This window comes from Geobacillus sp. LYN3 (assembly GCF_003064505.1).
Taxonomy (GTDB): domain Bacteria; phylum Bacillota; class Bacilli; order Bacillales; family Anoxybacillaceae; genus Parageobacillus_B; species Parageobacillus_B toebii.
On the sequence record NZ_QCWL01000001.1, the window covers coordinates 285193 to 301164 of the forward strand.

Genomic DNA, 15972 nt, shown 5'->3' on the forward strand with positions numbered 1-15972 from the left:
CTTGTTGGCTTATTCCTTGGTCACACTAGGGCTGGTTGAGCGCTGACGCTCAACTAGCACCACGGGTTATTATACAACTTTATTGTACATATTTTTCCCGCACTCCGTCTAACGAAAAAAAAGAGGCTGGCTTGAAAAGATCGTTTTTAACCACCTTTTGTGCCAATCTCTAGTAAAGACTAGTTATCTACCGTTGTCGCTTGCTTTCGGAAAAATGGCCTTCGCATGGTATAATGATGAATAATCTCATCGACTCGTTCCATCGATAAAGCTGGGGTGTTCATATGTTTACGCCTGAACAAATCGCCAATTTTTCCGAACTCGACTATATGATTTACAACTATGTTACCAAACACGCCAATGAAGTGGTATACATGCGCATTCGCGAATTAGCAGAAGCCGTTCATGTCTCCCCTCCGACCATTCTGCGCTTTTGCAAAAAGGTCGGCTGTGACGGCTTTTCCGAGTTCAAAACGAAGTTAAAACTGTACTTGCAACAAAACCACCGTTCCTTTGTCACCAACGCGCAAGAGATGCTCACAGAATTTTTTGAACGAACATTAAAAACCGATTACCAACAGACGATTCGCGAAGCGGCAGCCGCGATCGCCAACGCAGATCATGTCATTTTCGTCGGTTCCGGCAGTTCCGGCATTTTAGCGGAATACGGCTCCCGCTACTTTTCCGCATTTAAAAAGTTTTCCGTTTATATCAAAGACCCGTTTTTTCCGATTTACGGTCATTATTTCAATAATTGCGTAGCGATTGCATTGTCCGTATCGGGCGAAACGTCCTATACATTATCCCAAGTGCATCGGTTAAAGGAAAAAGGTAGCACCATTATCAGCATTACAAACCGTAAACATTGCTCACTAGCGAAAATATCGGATTACAACTTAACGTATTACGTCAATACAGAGTTTATCGAACAAACAAACGTAACCACACAAATCCCCGTCATTTATTTGTTGGAAAGCTTGGCCAAAGAAATGTATCGTCTAATGAACTAGTTTGTTTGAAACTATTACAGCTGTTCCCCATTAGAAGCGATCACTTGTTTATACCAATAAAAGCTTTTCTTTTTAATGCGGCGTAAATCTTTTTCTGATTCATCATCGCGGTTCACATATACAAAACCGTACCGCTTTTGGTAGCCGTTCAGCCAGCTGAGAAGATCAGTAAACGACCATGTGCAATAGCCAATCACTTCCACGCCGTCGGTGATCGCACGCTGGATTTCTTGAATATGGCGGCGGAGATAGTCAATGCGGTAGTCGTCGTTGACGATATCGCCTTCTTCGAGCGTATCAAATTCACCAAGACCGTTTTCTGTAATTAAAATCGGCAGCCCATACCGGTTGGCAATACGGCGTAATCCGATATGAAGACCAACAGGATCAATTTCCCAATCCCAGTTCGTCGTTTCTAAATGAGGATTGCGGATCGTTTTAAACAATCCCGGAACACCGCTTTCGGTCGAAGTTCCTTTTTTTCCGGTCGTGTTCATGACTCCTTCGCCGATGCCATCTAGCGGATTGTACTCTACCGTTTTTGTTTGATAGTAGTTGACACCCATAAAATCTGGTTTACCTGCTTTTAATAGTTCAAAATCTCCTTCTTGAATCGTTGGGGCCAGTCCTTGCTGTTCAAGATAATTCCAAGCAACTTTCGGATACGTGCCCCAGGCGTATACGTCCATCCACCAATGGTTCTGAAATTCTTCCGCGTTTTCAAACGCAAGCACGTTTTCCGGTCGGCAATCGTATGGGTACATCGGTGAATAGGCGAAACTCGGACCAATTTTACCGTCTGGTACATAGTTTCGGAACGATTGAATCACTTTCGCGTTCGCTAAGTTCGCAATATGGTTTGCTTCATACATTCGTTTCAAATCTTTCACACCTGGTGGATGAAGCCCGAGGCGATAGCCGAATGGGATGAAAATATTTTGTTCGTTGAGCGTCACCCAATATTTGACACGGTCGCCAAAGCGCTGAAACAACGTCACCGCATAGTTGTGAAAATCATCGATAATTTGCCGCGACTCCCATGCGCCATATTCGTCCATTAACGCCTGCGGAACGTCCCAATGATATAGTGTAATAATCGGCTCAATATTGTGAATTGACAGTTCATTGATCAGATTGTCGTAAAACTGCAGCCCTTTTTCATTGATTTCGCCTTTCCCATTTGGGAACACGCGGCTCCATGCCACGGAGAAGCGATATGCTTTTAACCCCATCTCCGCCATTAACGCCACATCTTCTTTATAGCGATGATAATGGTCGACCGCAACATCGCCGTTCGTTCCTTTAAACGTTTTGCCTGGTTGTTTGGCAAAAACATCCCAAACCGACAGCCCTTTTCCGTCTTCATTCCATGCGCCTTCCACTTGATAGGCCGCCGAAGCAGAGCCCCATAAAAAATGATCTGGGAATGGGCGTAATTGTTGATGTTCCATCTCTTGCTCCTCCTTTTCTTCATCATTCTCTACTTATTAAATAAACGAGTTTTTCAATAAAAAGTAAACATATTGTCCAAGTTTCGTAATTCGCGCAAAACGAAAAAAATTTGTTTCCTACGCGTAACAAGATGTTACTTGAATAGTTCAAAAAAATTCCCCACTGAGTATCAATCAGTGGGGTAGTATCATGATAAGAAAATTTTCCCCGGATTCATAATGCCGTTCGGATCAAACAGCTGTTTAATCCCTTTCATCAGCGGAACGGAATCGCGATGTTCTTCATATAAGAAATGACGCTTTCCGATGCCGATTCCATGCTCGCCCGTGCACGTGCCGCCATGCGATAAGGCGTAGCGAACGATGCGGGCGTTTACTTCTTCGATCCGTTTCGTTTCCTCCGCATCGTTCGGGTCAAATGCCAGCACCGTATGATAGTTTCCATCGCCGACATGGCCGAGAATCGCGGCCGTCATGCCATATTTATCGACAAGCTTCCGCGTTTCGGCAATCGCTTTCGGCATTTTGGAAATCGGCACACATACATCGGTCGATAACATCGCTTTCCCTGGATATGCCGCTTGAATGGCAAATGCCGCGTGATGCCGTGCTTCCCACAATTTGGCGCGCGCGACAGAATCCTCTTCCATTTCAAACGAAACCGCGTTTTCCGCAACACACAACTCTTTGACAAGCTCTGTTCCGTCTTTTACGCTTGATGCGCTGCCGCTTAGTTCGATAAATAGCGTCGGCGCCGCTGGATAGTCTGTCTGTTTGTATTGATTGACCGCTTGAATCGTTTGCTCATCCACAAGCTCTATTTTCCCCGGAGACACGCCCGCTTTTAAAATTGACGCTGCGGCCTGCGCTGCCTCCGCCAACGTAGGAAAGCTTACTTTAATCGCATTCGTCGCTTCCGGAATGCCCTGAAGACGGACAATAATCTTCGTAAATACACCCAGCGTTCCTTCCGAACCGACAAACAGCCCCGTTAAGTCATAACCTGCCGACGATTTCACCGCCATTCCGCCGGTATGAACGATTTTCCCATCGGCGAGCACGACTTCAAGGCCTAGCACTTGATCGCGCATGACTCCGTATTTGACGCTGTTTGTACCACTGGCGTTCGTTGACGCCATCCCACCGATCGTTGCGTCCGCTCCCGGATCAACCGGGAAAAACAGTCCATGTTTTTTCAATGCTTGATTCAGCTGCATCCGCGTTACCCCTGGCTCGACGATGGCCAAAAAATCGTCGGGGCGAATGTCAATAATATTATTCATCATCGTAAAGTTGAGTGTGATGCCGCCTTTGACCGGAATCACATGGCCTTCGAGACTGCTTCCTGCGCCAAACGGCGTCACCGGAACACGCCGCTCATTGGCGTAGGACAACACCGCGCTCACTTCCGCCGCCGTTTTTGGAAAGACGACGACATCCGGCTTTCTCGGTTCGTGATAGGCCATCCCTTTGCTATGCTGTTCAAGAACTGTTTCGTTCACCGTCACCCGTTCACGGTCACCAATCCGTTCTAATAAATCTTCATAAAGTCCCATCGCGATCCCCTTTCGTGCTTATTAATAGCGCATTAACATTTGTACCCCTTCGAAAATACGAGCGGCGTTCGGCAGCCAATCATCCTCGACCGACGGCACCGGATACGGTGTATCATAGCCGGTCACGCGCACGATTGGCGCCGATAGCGTAAACAATGCCCGTTCGCTAATCAATGCGGCAATTTCGGCGCCGAACCCGTTCGTTTTGACCGCTTCATGGACAATCATCACCCGTCCTGTCTTTTCTACCGACTCCACGATGGTATCAATATCTAATGGCTGCAGGCAGCGAAGGTCAATTACTTCCGCGTCAATTCCTTGCGACTTCATCTCTACCGCCAGTTTCGCAACAAGCGGAACGGCCGCTCCCCACGAAATGATCGTCACATCTTCCCCTTCTTTGACGACACGCGCTTTTCCAAGCGGAATTTCGTACGGCTCATCCAGCACTTCCATGCGCAAGGCGCGGTATAATTTCATCGGCTCTAAAAATAAAACGGGGTCTTCATCGCGAATCGCTGAAATAAGCAGCCCTTTTGCGTCATAGGCGTTGGATGGCATGACAATCTTCAAACCAGGTGAATGCGTAAACAGCGCCTCTAGCGCATCGGAATGAAGCTCCGGCGTGCGCACTCCTCCGCCGTATGGGCTTCGTACGACAAGCGGGCATGTAAACCGTCCCGCCGAACGGAAGCGAAGGCGCGCTGCCTGCGCCGCAAGCTGATCCATCGCCTGATAGACAAAGCCGAGAAACTGAATTTCCGCAATCGGGCGAAATCCGTTCACCGCCAAGCCAATCGATGTGCCGATAATGCCTGATTCGGCAAGCGGTGTATCAAATACGCGGCGGTCCCCAAATTGTTCTAACAATCCATCTGTCGCGCGAAACACGCCGCCATTTTTCCCGACATCTTCCCCTAGTACGATCACGCGCTCGTCGCGTTCCATTTCTTGCCGCATCGCTTCATTAATCGCCTGAATCATCGTCTTTTCCGCCATGTTATTTCACCTCTTTCCCTTGCTTTCTCCTTGCTGCTTCTTGTTGCTGCTCTTGTAAGAGCTTGCTTGGCTTACCGTACACGTAGTCAAATACATCGACGATCGATCCTGTCTCCGCCGCCACCGCTTCTTCATACGCCGCCGTGATTTCGTCGTTTGCTTGCGCTACCCATGCTTCTTCTTTTTCTTCCGTCCAAAGCCCGCGTTTTTCTAACAGCACCCGCAAGCGATGAAGCGGATCTTTCTTCCGTCTCCACTGTTCCGCTTCTTCCGCGCTTCGATATTTTGTCGGGTCATCCGATGTCGTATGCGGCCCCAGTCGATACGTCAGCGCCTCAATTAGCATCGGTCCTTCGCCGTTTCGCGCCGCATCCACCGCCTCTTTCATCGTTTTGTACACGGCAAGCGCATCGTTGCCGTCGACAAGCACGCCTTTCATTCCGTATGCGATCGCTTTTTGCGCGATCGTCCGGCTTGCCGTTTGCTTATGCACCGGAACGCTGATGGCGTATTGGTTGTTTTGGCAGAAAAAAATGACTGGAACTTGATAAACAGACGCAAAGTTCATCGCTTCATGGAAATCGCCTTCTGATGTCGCGCCATCGCCGAAATAACAGACGGATACTTGCTTTTCTCCTTTCAGTTTTGCCGCCCATGCGCACCCTGTCGCATGAAGCGTCTGCGCGCCAATAATGATTTGAATCGGGAAAATGTTTAAATGCTCCGGCGTTCTGCCGCCAAGCACATGGCCTCTCACGTAATGAAAAATTTGCGTAAGAGGCAGCCCATGCGCCAAACAAGCAGCGATTTCCCGGTAGCTTGGAAAAATCCAGTCCTCTTTCTCAAGCGCGAGCACGCTGCCGATTTGCGCCGCTTCCTGCCCGCTGAATGGCGCGTATGTACCGATCCGCCCTTGCCGTTGCATTTTTAACAAACGTTCATCAACGACTCTTGCTTTTCGCATCCATTTATATAGTGTGACGAGAAATTCATCGGAAAATTGTTGTAATGCTTCCTCATCCCCGTTCCCGTTTTCATCCAATAGCTGTACCATATCAAACGGCAATTGGTTTTGGTCAAACATCGTTTCCTCCCCCTTCGCTTACCGAACATCTAACAGGAGCTGCTCTGGATGTTCTAAAATTTGCGCTACCGTTCTCATAAACCGGCCTGCCGGTTCCCCGTCAATGACGCGATGATCAAACGTGAGCGACATCCCCATCATGTCGCGAATGACAATCTCATCGCCAATCACAACTGGTTTCCGCTTAATCGAGTGAACGCCTAAAATCGCCACTTCCGGATAGTTAATAATCGGTGTCGCAAACCAGCCGCCGTTTGCCCCGGTGCTTGTGATCGTAAACGTGCTTCCTTGCAGCTCATCGACACGCAGCGTATGGCGATGCGCTTTTTCCGAAAGCTCGGCAAGCTCGATCGCCAGCTCGCGAATCGATTTTTGGTCGGCATGCTTAATCACTGGGACGACAAGCCCTTCTTTCGTCGCCGTGGCAATGCCGATATGGTATTCTTTCTTTAGCACGATTTCGTTTGTTTCTTCATCTATTGTTGCATTAAATATTGGATGTTCTTTTAGCGCACGCGTCACTGCTTTAATGACAAACGGCAAATATGTCAGTTTGACCGACTCCGTCTCCAACTGTTTCACAAGACTTGTACGGATTTTCACCAGTTTCGTCACATCGATTTCATCCATCCCCGTCACATGTGGAGCGGTGTACGCCGATTTCACCATTTTTTCGGCGATTTTTTTCCGCAGCCCGCGAATCGGGATGCGCTCTTCGTTTACCGCTGGTTTATGAACCGCCGGCGTCTCGGCGGCTTCCAGCGCTGGTGCTGCCGCCGCTGATGCAGATTCGCGCTCTTTTACATATCGCTCTAAATCGGCAAGCGTCACTCTTCCGCCTTCTCCGGTTCCTTCAACTTCCTCAATCGGAACGCCCATTTCCCTTGCCCGTTTTCTTACGGAAGGAGCGGCAATCACCCGCTTTTTCCGCTGCTCAGGCTTTGATTCTTCGACCGCTTTTGCATGCGCGCCGCCTCCCTGCTGGTCAACGATAATAAGCGGTTCGCCGACTTTTACCGTCGCTCCCTCCGGCCCGGCAAGCGCTGCTACTTTTCCCGCTACTGGCGTCGTAATCTCCACCATCGCCTTATCTGTTTGAATTTCCGCAATCGGCTGATCGACAGAAACTTCGTCTCCTTCTTGAATAAACCAACGCACAATCTCCGCTTCATGCAGCCCTTCTCCGATGTCTGGCAATTTGAATTCGTAGCGCATATGTACCTTCTCCTTTTCTGTTTCATAGAAAAATAGTGTAGTATCATAATATGTGGGCAAAACAGGATGTAGACATTCTTGAGCTGCTATTCGTGAGGAATCAATAATTGGTGAACGAAAAAACCAGGTTGGTAAGCGTTTTCAAAAATGTTGAATTTTTAGAGGTGATGTTTTATGAGTAAAATATAAATATATGAATATTTTGAATATTATTATCTATTGGTTTTTATGATAATATACATATTGTTCCACGTCAATATTCATGCAGAATTGGATTTTTTATTTTTAAAAAATAATGTCACTTCTAGTAGAAATTCATTTGCCTTGCTAAAGGAGGAGCTTATGCAATTCACCCGCATTCACCATATCGCGATTATTTGTTCCGACTACGAACGGTCGAAACATTTTTATACGAATATCCTCGGTTTCAACATTATTCACGAGCAATATCGAAAAGAACGAAATTCGTATAAATTAGATTTGCAAGTCGGCGAACATACACAAATTGAGCTGTTTTCTTTTGAAAATCCGCCAAAGCGGCCAAGCTATCCGGAAGCGTGCGGGCTGCGCCATCTCGCCTTGGAAGTTGACGATATCGATGAAGCTGTCGCATACTTACAAACGCAAGGCATCGCTACGGAGCCGATCCGGATCGACCCAGTTACGGGGAAACGGTTCACGTTTTTCCGCGATCCCGATGAGTTGCCGATTGAATTGTATGAACGATAAAATGGTATAGTTACGACAAATAAGGAGGGACCGCCATGATTCGATTTGCCACGATCGGAACGAACTGGATTACGGAAGCATTTATTGAAGCGGCAAGAAAAGTAGAAGACTTCACATTAACCGCGGTATATTCGCGGACGGAAGAAAAAGCGAAGGAATTTGCGGCGAAAACAGGTGCCAAACAGACGTTTACAAACCTTGAGGAACTGGCGAAAAGCAAAGATATCGATGCCGTCTATATCGCAAGCCCAAATTCTTTGCACGCCGAACAGGCGATTTTGCTTATGAACCACGGCAAACATGTGCTATGCGAAAAGCCGATGGCATCGAATACAAAAGAAGTCAAAGCGATGATTGATGCGGCGCGCCGAAATGATGTCGTCTTGATGGAAGCGATGAAAACGACGATGCTTCCGAACTTTCTAACGATTCGCGAACATTTACATAAAATCGGGAAAATACGCCGCTATTTCGCCAGCTACTGCCAATATTCATCACGCTATGATGCGTATAAACAAGGAACGATTTTGAACGCGTTCAATCCCGCCTTTTCCAATGGCTCACTAATGGATATCGGCGTCTATTGTATTTACCCGATGGTCGTCTTATTCGGAAAACCGCATCGCCTCCAAGCAAATAGCTTGAAACTCGAATCCGGCGTTGACGGAGAAGGAAGCATTATTTTTGATTACGGCGACATGGATGCGATGGTGATGTACTCAAAAATCACCAACTCTTATCTTCCATCGGAAATTCAAGGGGAAGAAGGAAGCATTCTGATCGATGCGATCCATACGCCGACAAAAGTGGAAATTCGCTACCGCGACGGGCGCATAGAAGATATTACCGTCCCGCAAGAACAGCCTCCGATGTATTATGAAGCGAAGGAATTTATCAAGCTGATCAAAAACGGAAAACGCGAATCCGAAATCAATTCACATGAGCATTCGTTGCTGACGATTGCCTTGATGGAAGAGGCCCGCAAACAAACGGGAATCGTGTTTCCTGCTGACGAGTAAAAACAGCTTCCTGCATGTCTGCAGGAAGCTTTCTCATTTCTTCTGCCAATTGGCGCTATGCTCATCTGCCTGTTTGGCGACAAACATCATGCTCATGACAACAAGCATCACCAATGACCCCACGAATACTCCGGCGATAAAAGCAAACATAAAGACCTCTCCCCTCTTTGATTCTAGCAAACTTTCTTTTATCATTATTTCCATATTTGCCAAAAACGATACTTGGGAGAGGCCGCGATATGACGACGGTATATTCTTTTTCGATCTTTTCACAAAGATTGTCATTTTTCATAGTTTTTCTATAGTATTGTTATATGTGGTAAATAAAGGGATATTAAGGTAGGAGGTGTTTTTTGCTAAAATGATCGAAGCTTTAGGCAACTTCTTTAGTGCCATCGCAACGGCTCTATTAGGCAAAAAACGCAAGAAAAAAATAAAGATATCTGGGCACGGAGTTAGCCATTAGTTCGATTGCTCATCCCCCTAAACACTTCTCAAGTTGTTATATTCGACAAGCAGAAATAAGCATTTGTTTGACTCGTTCATCAAATGCTGTTTTTTTTGCCCATTTCAAGTCAAATCGTCTAAATGCTTTGCGGCGACTTCTTGTAATCCATCATCCACATTTTTCAGCAACAATCTATACGGAAACATCCTTCTTTTTCCTTTTCCAATACATATACAAACGGACAAAAAGCAAGGCAAGGAACGCTCCGCACGAGTCGATCGCCACATCTGTCGGCGCAGCGGTGCGCCCCGGCTCAAACGATTGATGCCACTCATCCGTCATCGCGTATACCGTCGCAAAGACCCATGCGCCAACATACGCCATACGCCCTCGTTCAAGCGCCCGCCAAACAAGCACCGCCAGTATGCCAAATTCGGTTAAATGCGCCAGCTTCCGAACAATAAAATTTAACGGAGACGATGCATCATCCCCGTCATGGCTAAATGGCAAATACGACAACACCGCTTCTAATATGCGCTTCGTATTTTCACCGGTAAACAGCGAAGATTCACTAAAGGAATAAATGACGATACACCAGATCACGACAAGGCTCCAGCGTTGGATTTTTTCTTTCATACACATCACCTGTTATTTACCTTACTATCTTTATGAAGCTGTGGCAATAAAAAATACCTTCTGCCCGTACATGGACAGAAGGTAAATCAATCGATTATTTATTTCCTTTTACTAACTCCAACGGAACAGGAATAAATTTATCCACTTTTTCTCCCTTTAATACTTTCAACGCTGTTTTTACTGCGTTCTCTCCAATAAGTTCTGGCTTTTGAGCAACAGTTGCCGCCATTTTTCCTTCTTTAACCGCCTTCACCGCGTCTTCTGTTGCGTCAAAGCCAACGACGATTACATCTTTCATACCGCGCGCCTCTAACGCTTCTAATGCCCCTAGCGCCATTTCATCATTGTGAGCAAATACAGCTTGAATGTCCTTATGGCTTTGTAAAATGTTTTCCATGACGGATAATCCTTTGGCGCGGTCGAAATCAGCCGCTTGTTTCGCTACGACTTTTATATTGGACGCTTTATCGATGATTTGATGGAATCCTTCCCCACGTTCACGCGCGGCAGACGAACCAGGGATACCCTCAAGCTCTACAATGTTGCCGCCATTTTTTAGTTGTTCAACGATAAATTCTCCTGCCATTTTTCCGCCTGCAACGTTATCGGAAGCAATGTGGGTAACTACTTTCCCTCCATCTGCGCTGCGGTCCACCGTGATTACAGGAATATTCGCGCTGTTAGCCGATTCAATTGCCGATGTCACCGCACTGGAATCAGTTGGATTCACTAAAATCAAATCAACATCTTGCTGAATCAAATCTTCGATATCATTAATTTGCTTCGCAGAATCGTTTTGCGCATCGACAACGATTAATTCCGCACCTTCTTCTTTCGCCGCCTTTTCAGCACCTTCTTTTAACGTCACAAAGAATGGGTTATTTAACGTTGAAATCGATAAACCAATTTTCATGTTTCCGTCTTTCTTTGCTTCTTCTTTTTTGTCGCCGGTTGTGCCGTTATCTAACGAACAACCTGCTAAGACACCAATAACCAACAAAAACGCCAACAACATGCTAGCTAACTTTTTCATTGCTCTCTTCCTTTCCTTGTATAATGTTTTATTCATCAAGCTTCTTTGCGGCGGTCAAGGAGCACCGCAAGAAGAATGACTAACCCTTTAATGACTTGCTGATAAAATGAAGATACATTCAATAAGTTCAGCCCGTTGTTCAATACACCAATAATGAGCGCGCCAACCAACGTTCCGAAAATCCAGCCGCGGCCACCCGATAAGCTTGTTCCTCCAAGCACCACAGCAGCAATCGCATCTAATTCATACGCTGTTCCCGCCGTTGGCTGCGCCGAGTTTAAGCGAGAGGTTAAAATGATTCCGGCTAATGCGGATAATCCGCCGGTTAAAGAATAAATCCAAATTTTTAGGCGATCGACGCGAATTCCGGATAAACGGCTCGCTTCCTCATTTCCGCCAATCGCATACGTATGGCGGCCAAACGTCGTTTTCTTTAATACAAAATATAATGCCACATACACGACAATCATAAACACAACCGGAACCGGAATGCCGAGAAAATACCCGCGTCCCATCATTTGAAACAAAATATCGTCCGAGGCAAAACCAGTTATAGGACGACCATCTGTATAAACAAGAGTTAATCCACGAAACATCGTCATCGTTGCCAATGTCGCGATAAACGGAGCAACGCGTCCTTTCGTAATCACAATGCCGTTTAGTATACCCATGAGAAATCCGGCAAGCAATCCGATGATGATCGCGGTAAATCCGTTCATTCCACTTGCCATCATTCCGGCAGTAATCGCACTTGAGAGCGCTAACACAGAACCGACAGATAAATCGATGCCTCCCGTTAAAATAACGAATGTCATACCAAACGCGATTAACGCGTTAATCGACACTTGGCGTAAAACGTTCATCCAGTTATTGACCGTTAGGAAACTGTCACTCAATATCGACAGCACAATACATAACAAGAAGAAGCCGATAAGCGGACCAAGTTTTTTTATATCAAAATTCCGTTTGTTTTCCATCATGCGTTCCCCCCTGTTGCCGCGCGCATAATCGTTTCTTGATCAATTCCTTCATTCTCCAAAATAGCGCGAACTTTCCCTTCATGGACGACCATAATTCGGTCGCTCATCCCAAGTACTTCCGGGAGCTCAGACGATACCATAATAATGGCGACCCCTTGAGCCGTCAGTTCATTCATAATTTCATAAATTTCTTTTTTGGCGCCAACATCAACCCCGCGCGTTGGTTCATCTAAAATGAGAATGCGCGGCTCCATTGCCAGCCATTTTCCGAATACGACTTTTTGCTGGTTCCCTCCGCTTAACGCTTTTACCTCTAATTCTGGAGACGCCGTTTTAATATTTAGTTTCTTAATTAACGTTGAAACTAACTCCCGCTCTTTCGTCGTTTGAATAACACCGGCTTTCGCCAATTGTTCTGATTTTGGAAGTGTTAAATTTTCCCGCACACTCATATTTAAAATGAGCCCTTTTTGTTTGCGATCTTCTGTAATCATTGCGATGCCGCGCTCAATCGCTTGTCGCGGCGATGTAATCCGAACTGGTTGGCCGTCAATATAAATCGTTCCCGCGTTCGTTTTTCTCGCTCCAAAAATCGCTTCCATTATTTCGGTGCGTCCTGATCCCATCAATCCGGCTACACCGAGAATTTCACCAGCGCGCACTGAAAACGAAACATTTTCAAAGACGCCTTCCTGTGTCAAACCTTCTACGCGCATCCGTTCTTCGCCAATGACCGCATTTCGTTTTGGAAAGCGCTCTCCAATTTGCCGACCAACCATCATGTGAACAATCTCATCAAAGTTTGTCTCGGCGATGCGCTTCATGCCGATAAACTGTCCGTCTCGGAGTACAGAAATGCGGTCGCAAATCGTGAAAATTTCCTCCATGCGATGCGAAATATAAATGATCGCAACTCCTTGCTGCTTTAAGGTGCGAATGACTTCAAACAACGTTTGAATTTCCCGCTCCGTCAACGCGGCGGTCGGCTCGTCCATAATCAAACATTTGGCGTTTGTAGAAAGCGCCCTTGCAATCTCGACAATTTGCTGTTTTCCTACCGACAAATTGCCTGCCAACTCATTCGGATCAATATCGATGCCGAGTTTTTCCAAATAAACTTTCGCCTGCTTTTCCATGTCTTTACTACGAATGATTCCTGTACGGCCGATGGTGCTTTCGCGCCCTAGGAAAATATTTTCCGCTACCGTCAATGTAGGAATAATGGTGAGTTCCTGATGAATGACAGAAATCCCATCACGTTCCGCTTCCTTTGGATGGCGATAATGCACTTCTCGGCCATCCACCAAGACCGTCCCGGCATCTCGCTCATAAATGCCGGTTAATACTTTCATTAACGTCGATTTTCCGGCTCCGTTTTCGCCCATGAGCGCGTGCACTTCACCGGTAAGTACTTCAAAATCGACGCCATTTAAGACGACATGCTGGTGGAACGCTTTTTTAATGCCCCGCATCACAATAAACGGTTTGGTCATCGCTCTCTCTCCCTCCTTTTTTGAAAATGAACACTACGAAAAGTTCACACCGGAGCGAAGAATAATATTGGCGTAAGGTGTCGCTTCCCCTGTACGAATGACTGCTTTCGCGGATTTGGTCATCTCTTTAAACTGTTCGTGTGGAACAAATTGCATCGGAACACTGGCCAATCTTTGCTGAATGTTTTCATACATAACGGGGTTTTCTATTTTGATTTCTTCCGCCAATGTGAACGCTTCCACTTCTAACTCTTCTAAAATCGCATCCAGCACCGATAAAAATGGTGGAAACCCCTTCACCAGTGATAAATCAATGCGGGCTGACTCATTTGGAATCGGCAGGCCGCAGTCTGCGATGACAATCGTATCGGTATGACCGAGAGAAGCCAATAACGTGCTTAATTCTTTATTCAGAATGCCCCGTTTTTTCATGATGAACACCCTTCCTTTTCCTGCAAAAATTTCTCCACTTCCTCTTCAGTCGGCATTCCGCCTTGCGCGCCTAGCTTTGTCACTGATAGCGCCGCCGCTGCATTGGCGAACAGACAAGCTTCTTCTAAACTCATTCCTTTGCTTAACGCGACCGCCAGCGCGCCGTTGAATGTATCTCCCGCTCCTGTCGTATCCACGACCGGAACGCGGAAGCCTGGTATGAGCATCTGTTTTCCATCTTTCCGAATCGTCACGCCGCGCGCCCCTTCCGTGACAATCACTTTATCGGCAAACGCGTCCGCATCGACTTGTTCGAAAATAATATCCCGTTCATGTTCGTTTGGCGTAAGAAAATCGACTTGCTCTATAAGCTTCTGAGGCAGCGGCTGCGCTGGCGCAGGATTTAAAATGACGCGCACTCCATGCTTTTTCGCTAAAAAAGCGGCTCTTTCTACAACGGAAAGCGGAATTTCCAGCTGGAGTACACATACGTCACTTTTGGCAATCATTTCTTCGCATCGATCAATGTCTTCTGGACGAAGCGCATGGTTTGCCCCTGGAACAACGATAATTCGGTTATCTTGTTCCGAAATCGTAATCGAAGCAATGCCGGTCCCTTTATCTGTAACCGGTTTCACATTATCGATATGAACACCTTCCCGCTCCAATGAGCGAAGCAGCTCCGTTCCAAACGCATCCTTCCCGACTGCGCCAATCATATGCACATCCGCGCCAAGCCGCGCGGCCGCCACCGCTTGGTTTGCTCCTTTCCCGCCAGGAATGAGATGAAACTCCTCCCCTAAAATCGTCTCTCCTTGTGATGGAAAGCGGGAAGCGATCGTCACAAGGTCCATGTTGATACTGCCGACTACAGTAATCACTGGTTTTGTCATTTTCATTCCCCCCTACGCGTCGATTGTCGTACCACTAGTTCAACCGGAAGCACATAATGAAGCTTCTCAAGCGGTTTTCCTTCTATCTTTTTGATTAAAATTCTTGCGGCTATTGCGCCCATCTCATAAATCGGTTGGGAAATGGTCGATAGTTCCGGTGTCGTCATTTCCGTCAGCGGAATGCCGTCATATCCAATAATCGCAATGTCATCTGGAACCCGCAGCCCTAGCTGTTGAACCGCTTTCAGCGCTCCCACCGCCATCGCGTCATTTCCGGCAAAAATGCCGTCGATATCGTATTTATTTAATGCTTCGATCACCGCTTCTTTCGCCTGCTTTAGCTGATAGTTTCCAGAAATAATCAGCCTCTCGTCCCAAAGTCCCCTCTCCATCATTTCATCTCGATAGCCGCGAAAGCGCTCTATCGCGTTCACAACATGAGGTGGTCCTTGGATATGAGCAATTTTGCGGCACCCAATATCGTATAAATGTTTTGTCGCTAGCCGCGCTCCTCCATAATTATCAGCAATCACTGACGGATAGCTGCGACTTAGGGGACGGTCTAGCACCACCACGGGGATATCCCATTCCGATACTTCATCTAGTTGCAGCTGATTAGTCGTCAAAATAATACCGTCAACATATTTTTGCTTTAGCACTTCTATATATTCTTTTTCTTTATCTGTTTTTTCATCCGAATTACACAAAATCACGGTGTAATCATAAATATTCATCACATCTTCCACAGCGCGGACAAGTTCTGGAAAAAACGGGTTTGTTATATCTGGCACGATTAACCCGATTGTTTTCGATGTCTTTTTAAACAGCGCCCGCGCCACTTCACTCGGTTTATAATTTAATTCTTTCATCGCCTGTCTCACGCGCTTTTCGGTTTCTTCATTCACATAACCATTTTGATTTAACACGCGCGAAACAGTCGCCACAGATACACCTGCTAACTTTGCCACATCTCTAATTGTTGCCATATTTTTTT

At 46.5% G+C, this 15972-nt stretch carries 16 protein-coding genes; 3 read left to right on the plus strand and 13 right to left on the minus strand.

The features are described from left to right. The first annotated feature begins 284 nt into the window (after positions 1–284). The gene (locus tag DCC82_RS01435) at positions 285–1010 is read left to right on the plus strand and encodes a MurR/RpiR family transcriptional regulator (protein ID WP_097353906.1); all 726 of its coding nucleotides are present in this window, start codon (positions 285–287) and stop codon (positions 1008–1010) included. A gap of 14 nt (positions 1011–1024) precedes the next feature. Here the strand turns inward: DCC82_RS01435 and DCC82_RS01440 are convergent, their stop codons facing one another. From DCC82_RS01440 to DCC82_RS01460, 5 genes are all read right to left on the minus strand, one after another. After that, entirely contained in the window at positions 1025–2461 is a 1437-nt protein-coding gene (locus DCC82_RS01440) for a glycoside hydrolase family 1 protein (RefSeq protein ID WP_097353907.1), read from the minus strand. Between the two features lie 188 nt (positions 2462–2649). Continuing rightward, on the minus strand, positions 2650–4017 hold the full coding sequence (locus tag DCC82_RS01445) for an FAD-binding oxidoreductase (RefSeq protein ID WP_097353908.1): 1368 nt from the start codon (positions 4015–4017) through the stop codon (positions 2650–2652). Between the two features lie 21 nt (positions 4018–4038). Further along, the gene (locus DCC82_RS01450) at positions 4039–5016 is read right to left on the minus strand and encodes an alpha-ketoacid dehydrogenase subunit beta (protein WP_097353909.1); all 978 of its coding nucleotides are present in this window, start codon (positions 5014–5016) and stop codon (positions 4039–4041) included. A gap of 1 nt (position 5017) precedes the next feature. Continuing rightward, a complete protein-coding gene (pdhA, locus tag DCC82_RS01455) occupies positions 5018–6100 on the minus strand; it encodes a pyruvate dehydrogenase (acetyl-transferring) E1 component subunit alpha (RefSeq protein WP_097353910.1) in 1083 nt (360 codons plus the stop codon). Between the two features lie 18 nt (positions 6101–6118). Then, positions 6119–7315, minus strand: a complete 1197-nt coding sequence (locus tag DCC82_RS01460; RefSeq protein WP_097353911.1) for a dihydrolipoamide acetyltransferase family protein — start codon at positions 7313–7315, stop codon at positions 6119–6121. A 342-nt stretch (positions 7316–7657) separates the two neighbouring features. On the opposite strand from DCC82_RS01460, the gene gloA2 reads away from it, so the two are divergent. Both gloA2 and DCC82_RS01470 read left to right on the plus strand, forming a co-directional pair. After that, complete coding sequence (gene gloA2, locus DCC82_RS01465) at positions 7658–8044, plus strand: SMU1112c/YaeR family gloxylase I-like metalloprotein (RefSeq protein ID WP_097353912.1); 387 nt, start codon at positions 7658–7660, stop codon at positions 8042–8044. 35 nt (positions 8045–8079) lie between these two features. Beyond that, positions 8080–9063: a Gfo/Idh/MocA family protein gene (locus DCC82_RS01470; protein WP_097353913.1), complete on the plus strand. Its 984-nt coding sequence runs from the start codon at positions 8080–8082 to the stop codon at positions 9061–9063. Between the two features lie 33 nt (positions 9064–9096). Here DCC82_RS01470 and DCC82_RS17895 read toward each other — a convergent pair whose 3' ends face one another. The 8 genes from DCC82_RS17895 to DCC82_RS01505 all read right to left on the minus strand — a co-directional run bounded on the left by DCC82_RS17895 (position 9097) and on the right by DCC82_RS01505 (position 15964). Then, positions 9097–9213: a DUF3789 domain-containing protein gene (locus DCC82_RS17895; protein ID WP_015865203.1), complete on the minus strand. Its 117-nt coding sequence runs from the start codon at positions 9211–9213 to the stop codon at positions 9097–9099. A gap of 490 nt (positions 9214–9703) precedes the next feature. Further along, the gene (locus tag DCC82_RS01475; RefSeq protein ID WP_097353914.1) at positions 9704–10147 is read right to left on the minus strand and encodes a VanZ family protein; all 444 of its coding nucleotides are present in this window, start codon (positions 10145–10147) and stop codon (positions 9704–9706) included. Positions 10148–10241: 94 nt separating this feature from the next. Next, positions 10242–11180, minus strand: a complete 939-nt coding sequence (gene rbsB / locus DCC82_RS01480) for a ribose ABC transporter substrate-binding protein RbsB (RefSeq protein ID WP_062677120.1) — start codon at positions 11178–11180, stop codon at positions 10242–10244. Positions 11181–11215: 35 nt separating this feature from the next. Beyond that, a complete protein-coding gene (gene rbsC, locus DCC82_RS01485) occupies positions 11216–12160 on the minus strand; it encodes a ribose ABC transporter permease (protein ID WP_097353915.1) in 945 nt (314 codons plus the stop codon). Beyond that, a complete protein-coding gene (locus DCC82_RS01490) occupies positions 12157–13653 on the minus strand; it encodes a sugar ABC transporter ATP-binding protein (protein WP_062677119.1) in 1497 nt (498 codons plus the stop codon). The genes rbsC and DCC82_RS01490 overlap by 4 nt, the downstream gene beginning before the upstream one ends. 33 nt (positions 13654–13686) lie before the next feature. Beyond that, positions 13687–14085 (minus strand): D-ribose pyranase, encoded by a 399-nt coding sequence (gene rbsD / locus DCC82_RS01495; protein WP_062677118.1) that lies wholly within the window; start codon positions 14083–14085, stop codon positions 13687–13689. After that, complete coding sequence (gene rbsK / locus DCC82_RS01500) at positions 14082–14978, minus strand: ribokinase (RefSeq protein WP_097353916.1); 897 nt, start codon at positions 14976–14978, stop codon at positions 14082–14084. Before rbsK ends, rbsD begins: the two co-directional genes overlap by 4 nt. 2 nt (positions 14979–14980) lie before the next feature. Continuing rightward, on the minus strand, positions 14981–15964 hold the full coding sequence (locus tag DCC82_RS01505) for a LacI family DNA-binding transcriptional regulator (RefSeq protein ID WP_081188959.1): 984 nt from the start codon (positions 15962–15964) through the stop codon (positions 14981–14983). Positions 15965–15972 lie beyond the last annotated feature (8 nt).